This window comes from Corallococcus llansteffanensis (assembly GCF_003612055.1).
GTDB lineage: Bacteria > Myxococcota > Myxococcia > Myxococcales > Myxococcaceae > Corallococcus > Corallococcus llansteffanensis.
Genome location: NZ_RAWB01000498.1, coordinates 1 through 7366, shown reverse-complemented (window position 1 = coordinate 7366; position 7366 = coordinate 1). Strand labels below are relative to the sequence as shown.

Below are 7366 nucleotides of genomic sequence, written 5' to 3'. Positions count from 1 at the left end.
CCGAGGGATGGATGGGGCTGGGAGGAGGGGCCTCGGCGAGGGGCTGTTGCGAGGGTGAACCCAGCATGAACCAGAGGCCTGCCCCTGCCGCGAGCAGTCCTCCCGCGCCCACCCCATAGAGCATCCGGCGTGAGGATGGGCCCGGCGACGGAGCGGGAGGATCCGGCTCCGTCGTGCCCGTGATGGCGGTGTTGGGACGCTTCGCGGCCCGGGCGATGCGTCGGGTCTGGATTCCCTCCTGGACCGCCGGTGTCACGGGCTCCGGCACCACCACGCCCGCACCCCAGGACTTCATCTCCTCCTGGAAGGTCCCTGGCACCGACAGTTGCCGGCCCGCCTGCACCAGGTCCTTGCGGAACAGCACCCGCAGCAGGTGCGCGACGCTCAGTGACGAGAAGCGCGGATGGTTCGAATACAGGAACCCCGCCAGGGCTTCGCCAAAGGCATGACTGGATTCAAAGCGCTGGTCCCGGTCCGGGGTCAGCGCCTTCATCACGATGTCATTCAATTCGGTGGGCAGGTCCGGTCGCAGTTCGCTGAGCGCGGGAATCTCACCGCGCGCCACCCGCATCATCACGACCTGGGGCGCACCGTCCACCGGCAGCTTGCCGCACAACAACTCATACAGCACGACGCCCGTGGCCCAGACATCCGTGCGGGCATCCACCTCTTCCCCGCGTGCCTGCTCCGGCGAGAAGAAGAGGTACTTGCCCTTCACGACCCCGGGCTCTGTCCTGACGCCTCGCAGGAGCTTGGCCTTGGCGATGCCGAAGTCGACGATCTTGATCTGGCCCTCGTAGCCGACGAGGACGTTGTCCGGAGAGATGTCACGGTGGACGATGTCCAGCGGCGCGCCGCTGCTGTCCGTGCGCGTGTGCGCGTAGTGCAGGCCCCGGCACATCTCCATCGCGATGAAGACGGCGACGGGAATGGGCAGCGCGGCCATGCCACTCTTCATCGCGCGCTTCAGGACGCGGTGGAGGGGTTGGCCATCCACGAACTCCATCGCGAGGAAGTACTCACCATCCACCCGGCCGAAGTCGAAGACCTGCGCGACGTTGCCGTGGGAGAGCGTGGCGGAGATGCGCGCCTCGCTGATGAACATGGAGATGAAGGCTTCGTCGTCGGCGTACTCGGGGAGGACCTTCTTGATGAGGACCGACTTGGTCACTCCCGCGGCGCCCATGAGCTGCGCGCGCCACGTCTCCGCCATGCCGCCCCGGCCCAGCCAGGACACCAGCTCATACCGTCCGAAAGTGTCTCCAGCTTGCAATCCCATAGGGACGTACTCTAGCCCGATCGCGGATCAGTTCGGCGACGTGGCCATCTTGTTCTCAATCATCTTCTTCAAGACGATGGGGCGCTTGGGATGGTCCGTGGGCGCGAGCAGCAGGAACCGCTCATAGCTCTGCGTGCTCTCCCGGAACTGTTCCAGCTTCGCCTGGACGGCCCCCTGCAACATGTAGCATTCGGGCTCTTTGGGGAGCCGCGTCGTGCATTGCGTGGCCACGCTGAGGGCCTCTCCCCAGCGCTCCTGCATCATGAACCGCAGGGTCGTGCTCCGCAGGGAGTCCAGCTCCGGGTCGTTGCTGCTGGCGGCGCCACCGGGCCGCGTCGTCGGGTTGGGCTCGCTGCGTCGCGGTGGCGTCGGCAGGGCCTTCAGGCGGTCCGAGACGGCGCCCCGCCGGGGATCCGTGGCCTGGGTGACCTCCAGGAAGGCGCGGTAGTTGAGCGCGCTCTTGTCGAAGGCCCGGAGCCGCTCGTAGGTCAGGCCCGCCGTCAGCCGGCAGTCCGCGTTGCGGGGCAGGGCGTCCACGCAGGTCTGGACGAGCCTCGCGGCCTGCGTCAGTTCCTTGCTCTTGCTCAAGCGGTCCATGTCCGCCAGCAGCCGGGCCACGCGCGCGTCGTCCCAGTTGTCGGCGGGGGCTGGCTTCGTCGGTGTCACCGTCGGCTTCGGGGTCGGCGGTGTCGGCTCCGAGGGAACGAGGAGATCCGAATCCTCCGTGTCAACGCCTGCATCCTCCTCGGCGGGGGGCTGCGGCTCCGGTGCGGTGACGGGCGTGGCTCGCACCACGGGCGTGACAGGCGCGGGCTGGAGGCGGCTTTGCGCCGCGGGCCGGGACAGTTCCCACCAGAGGCCGCCGCCCAGCGCGACAAGCGCCACGCCGCCCAGGGCGAACCGGGCCAGGCGTGGCAGGGACCGGGTGGGTGCGTTCACCGCGTCCGTGGGAGGAGGCCGGACCGTCTCCTGGGAGTCCTGCGTGACGACGGACACGGGGCTGGGAGCGGGAGGCGGCGTCGGCACCGCCCGGAGGAGCCGCCGGGTGGGTATCTGCTGCTGCGCCGAGGGCTCCCGCCAGGCCTTGAGCTCCGCCAGGAAGTCGTCCGGCACCGCCAGCGCGCGGCCCTCCTGGTGCAGGTCGCCCCGGAACAGCACCCGCAGCAGGTGCGCGATGCTCATCGCGGAGAAGCGCGGGAAGTTCGAATACAGGAACCCCGCCAGCGCATCGCCGAACGCATGGCTGGAGGCGAAGCGCTGCGTCTGGTCCGGGTTCAGGGCCTTGAGGACGATGTCGTTGAGCTCGGCGGGCAGGTCCGGCCGCAGCTCGCTCAGCGGAGGAATCTCGCCGTGAGCGACCTTCATCATCACGACGTGGGGCGGGCCATCCACCGGCAGCCTGCCGCACAGCAACTCATACAGCACGACGCCCGTGGCCCAGACATCCGTGCGCGCATCCACCTCTTCCCCGCGCGCCTGCTCCGGGGAGAAGAAGAGGTACTTGCCCTTCACCACGCCCGGCGCCGTCTTGAAGCCCCGCAGGAGCTTCGCCTTGGCGATGCCGAAGTCGACGATCTTGACCTGGCCCTCGTAGCCCACGAGGACGTTGTCCGGGGAGATGTCGCGGTGGACGATGCCCAGCGGTGCGCCGCTGCTGTCCGTGCGTGTGTGCGCGTAGTGCAAGCCCCGGCACATCTCCATCGCGATGAAGACGGCGACGGGGACGGGCAGGGCGGCCATGCCACTCTTCATGGCGCGCTTGAGGACGCGGTGGAGCGGCTGGCCGTCCACGAACTCCATGGCGAGGAAGTACTCGCCATCCACCCGGCCGAAGTCGAAGACCTGCGCGACGTTGCCGTGGGAGAGCGTGGCGGAGATGCGCGCCTCGCTGATGAACATGGAGATGAAGGCTTCGTCGTCGGCGTACTCGGGGAGGACCTTCTTGATGAGGACCGACTTGGTCACTCCCGCGGCGCCCACGAGCTGGGCATGCCACGTCTCCGCCATGCCGCCCCGGCCCAGCCAGGACACCAGCTCATACCGCCCGAAGGTGTCTCCGGCTTGCAGTGCCATTCCCGGCCTACCTTACCCCCAGAATCCTGGATGGGCCGAGTAGACGACTCCCCGACTGTTTGACGCTGGAGTGGCCCCCCTTCCGGCCGGAGGGCAGGCGGCCTGGGGGATGTAGGGCGGGGCCTCACCCCGCGTCGTGGCGGGAGGTCAGGGCGCCTGCGCCGAAGTGCCGGCCGCGAGCGTGACGTACAGGCGGCCCAGCTCGGTCAGCTCGCCGGAGGCCCCCAGCAGGTTGATGGCAGGGATCTCATTGTTGCGCCCGGAGAACCACGCGTAGCGCTCCACGCTGGGTTCCGACTCCAGCCAGGTGATGGCGTCCACCATGTACTTCTTCTGCACGTCCACGGTGATCTCGCTGGCGGGGCGGTCTCCGCAGGCGAACTCGGTCAGCCAGAGGGGCTTGTTGTACTTCTTGAACTGGCCCACGTACCACTTGAGCGCGCCCAGGTCGCACGCGTACCAGTGCACGGCGATGGCATCCACCTGGCAGCCCTGGCAGGCCTTGAAGAAGGCATCCAGGTACGCCACGGGGTCGGTGAAGGTGACGCCGTCCTCCGACACGCAGTCGCCGCAGTAGTTCACCGCCGGTGACACCAGCTTGAGCTGCTTGCGGCGGGCCACCTCCTCCAGCACGGGCCAGAGGGCCGCGGCCTGGCGGGGCGTCTTGTTCGCCTGGCTCTTGAAGTTGGGCTCGTTGAAGCCCAGCAGGTACTGCGAGCCCGCGGGGATCTCCGACGCGAGCTGATCCGCGGTGGGGGTGCCGCCCCAGGCCATCGGTACGAAGGTGACGGCCTGGGAGGCGTAGACGCTCGCCGCGCCGTCCTCGGGCTTGGGCGACCAGTTGTACCACCAGCTCATCCCGGGAGAGAGCGCCTTCAGGTCCGCCGCCGAATGGTAGCCATACGCAATACCACGCTTCGCGCTCTTCGTGGAGACGGGCAGGGGAGGGTCTGTCTGGGGTTGCCCGTCGGCGGGGTCGCACGCGAGGAGCGGCAGCAACAGGACGGCCAGGGACAGCGTCGGGAGGCGCCAGGTGCGGGTCATGGGGGGAACGCTACACGGCTCCGGGCTTGAGCACGGTGTCGTAGATGCGCTGGGAGAGGCCGGCATCCAGGAAGTCCATCTCCCCGCCGACCATGGACAGGTACCTCGCGGCGTCGGGGTTGCTCGTGCCTTCCTTCGCCGCGCCGCCGGGGCCCATGAAGTGGGACAGCAGGCCCGTCTGGACGGTGGTGGGCGCGGTGCCGTCGCGGCCCCAGAGGTAGTGCTCGTTGACGGAGATGGCGCCCAGTCGGGCCATCTGGGACATGTACCAGGCGCCCACGTGGACGTTCTCCCAGGCCTTGCCCAGCTCCGGGTCCTGCGTCTCCTTCGGGTCCCACGCGCTGCCGTCCGCGCGCTTCAGTCCGTCACCGCTCGCGTAGTTGCGGAAGTCCTCCAGATTGGAGGCCGCGCGGGGCTGCAGCAGGCCAATGGTCTTGTCCGGGGCGACCTCGCCGTTGGGGCCGACATTGAGCTTCGGGTCGAAGGTGGACTCCTGCGCGATGTCCGCGAGGATGAGCCGCGCGGCGTCCTGGACCGGCAACTCGGGGAAGTAGCGCTGGGCGGCGCTCAGCGCGGCCTGGGCGATGGCGGGCTTGTTCTTGTCGAACTCCGCGCGCTTCGCGTCGCCCACGCCATGCATCTCCGACCCGACGGGGTGCAGCGACGCGAGCTTGTCCATGTCCGCGATGGCCTGCTTCAGGCCATACGCGTTCTCCACGCCCTGTGTATCCGAGACCGCGTCCACCTGCCCCGTGCCCGTGTTCGCGGGGACCTGCTGCGAGACCGTATCGGTCGGAGGCACCGTCTGGCCTCCCGGGGTGCCCGAGGTGCTTCCGCCCGACGGCGGCGGCATCCGCCCGCCCGTCTGGAGCAGGGCCAGCGAGCGCAGCGAGTCATTGAAGTAGTTCCCGCCAGGGACCTTCTGCATCTCGTTCCACATCGACTCGCGGTAGCCCGCGTCCGGATCCGCGATGGCTCCCGCCGCCGCCATGGAGACCGCGACCGCGTTGTGGTTCTTCTCGATCGGGTCGCCGTTGAGCGCGTACTTGTCGCCGATGTTCTCCACGCCCTGCGACTTCCAGAAGGAGTTCACCTTGTCCAGGTACGCCTTCGCGCGCGGATCATCGTTCCACGCGGCATCCGTGCCGATGCGCCAGGGCGTCCGCATCGCGTCGTAGGAGGAGTTCGGGCCGCGCTCCAGCGGCTTGCCGTTGGCGTCCACCCAGTCCGGCACCAGCCCCGTGTCCTTGGAGCCGGGCTGCTGCAGCGTCTTCTCCAGGATGTCGTAGCTGGAGTCCGCCACCTTGTCCCAGCGCGTGTCGCCGGTGAACTTGCTGAACTCCTTGTAGTACGCGGGCGCGAAGTAGCTGGGATTCGTCTCGTTCGAGCCGCCGAACTTGTCACCTGGCTTGAGCACGTTCGTGCCCGGCTCCACCTCGTGCTCCATGATGTTGTTGATGAGCTTGCCGGCGTCCGCCTTGTAGCCGCCCCACTGCTTGTCGGCGACCACGAGCGCCATGGCCATGTCCTCGTCGGCGTCCGTCGCGCCGTTCTGGCCAAGGGTCCCGCCCTGCGAGTCGAGCTGCCAGTTCATCAGGCCGTTCTCGTTCATGTGGGCCTGCGCGTACTTCCACAGCCCGTTGAACGTGTCCTGGTCCTTGTTGTACGCGGCCAGCATCATCCCGTAGCCAATGCCCTCGGACACCGTGTCGTGGTTGTTCTCCGGGCGCTGCACGCGCAGCGCGCCGTTGGCGCCGTCGGCGGTGACGTACTTGTCCTTCCAGTCCGCATAGCTCTTCTGGATGGCCTCGTCCGCCGCCGCCTGGTTCGGCGCCAACGTCTTGCTCGTGCCGGTCGTGCCCTGTGGCTCCTGGGGTTGCTGACCGGAGAACGCCTTCCAGTCCGCGCCGGTGTTCTTCCCCGCTTCGAAGCCGTCCTTCGCCTCGTAGCGCGCCGGAACGGGCTTCGTTTCCTGCGCGCGTTTGTCCTGGATGACAGGAGGCGTCTGGACCTGGCCGGCCCGGGTGTCCCACTGCTTCGGGGGCTGGGGACGCGAACTGCTGATGGAGAGGGACGAGGCCATGGAGTGCTCCGTTCGGAAGATGTGTAGGGACCGGCTGTCTGGCTTTGTCGGGGGCTCAGATGGCGGGGATGTCCGAGGCGAAGCGGTGGTTGGTCGCCAGCGAGCTGGGATCCGCCTGGTAGGCCGCGAGGATCTTGTGGGCGTTGTTCGCCAGGCTGCGCTCGAAGGCGTGGGCGTCATCATTCCGGACGTCCACGTTGCTGCTGATGCGCTGGTTGGGATCCGTGTAGTTCGAGGCGCCGCCCCGCACGTGGTGCAGGTAGTTGTTGGCGCCCATCGTCCGCATGGCATTGAGGGCGACGTCGACGTTGAGCTCGATGGCCTTCGAGTCCGTCCCGTTGAGCTGGTTCAGATCTCCCGGTACGGCGTCGCCTCCGAAGGACTGGATGAGGTCCTTGTTGAGGTTGAAGGGCCCGAAGTTGGTGGCGGAGCCGTTCTTGCTGAAGTCCGTGCCGCCCTCCTGCATGGACTGCGCGACCAGCAGCGCGGCCTCCTCCGGGCTGGCGCCCGCCTTCGTGGCGGCGTTGAACACCTCGGTCTTCCAGTAGCCCACCGGGTGGCCGTTGTACTGCTGGTTCTCCTCGTAGGAGAGCTCCGGGTAGACCTGCTCGGCGCCATGCGTGCCCGCCTGGACGACGGACTCGGCGCTGACGGCGGCCTCTCCGGCGCCCGCCGGCGTCGTCAGCGGCGTCGGCGTCGTGGCCTGCGTCCTCGGCGTCCCCGAGGCCCCTGCTTCGAAGCTGTCGGTCTGGAACCGCTGGACGATGGGGTGGACCGCCGGGGGCTGCGTGGCCTGCTGCGTCTGTGAAGCCTGCTGCGTCTGGGTGGCCTGCTGCGTGGCGGGGGTGGGCCGGAACGCGGGACGCTGGGTGATGGCGGAGAGGGTC

5 protein-coding genes are annotated in these 7366 nt (G+C 68.4%); all 5 read right to left on the bottom strand.

The features are described from left to right. The coding region (locus D7V93_RS33160) for a serine/threonine protein kinase (protein WP_147451468.1) at nt 1–1279 on the bottom strand (1279 nt) is incomplete at its 3' end. A 27-nt stretch (nt 1280–1306) separates the two neighbouring features. Next, nucleotides 1307–3352: a serine/threonine protein kinase gene (locus D7V93_RS33155; RefSeq protein ID WP_120647192.1), complete on the bottom strand. Its 2046-nt coding sequence runs from the start codon at nt 3350–3352 to the stop codon at nt 1307–1309. Between the two features lie 147 nt (nt 3353–3499). Continuing rightward, nucleotides 3500–4396 (bottom strand): glycoside hydrolase family protein, encoded by an 897-nt coding sequence (locus tag D7V93_RS33150; protein ID WP_120647191.1) that lies wholly within the window; start codon nt 4394–4396, stop codon nt 3500–3502. A 10-nt stretch (nt 4397–4406) separates the two neighbouring features. Beyond that, nucleotides 4407–6479, bottom strand: a complete 2073-nt coding sequence (locus D7V93_RS33145) for a family 8 glycosyl hydrolase (RefSeq protein ID WP_158623918.1) — start codon at nt 6477–6479, stop codon at nt 4407–4409. A 55-nt stretch (nt 6480–6534) separates the two neighbouring features. Continuing rightward, a partial coding sequence (locus D7V93_RS45360) for a hypothetical protein (RefSeq protein WP_208723237.1) occupies nt 6535–7366 on the bottom strand: 832 nt, incomplete at its 5' end.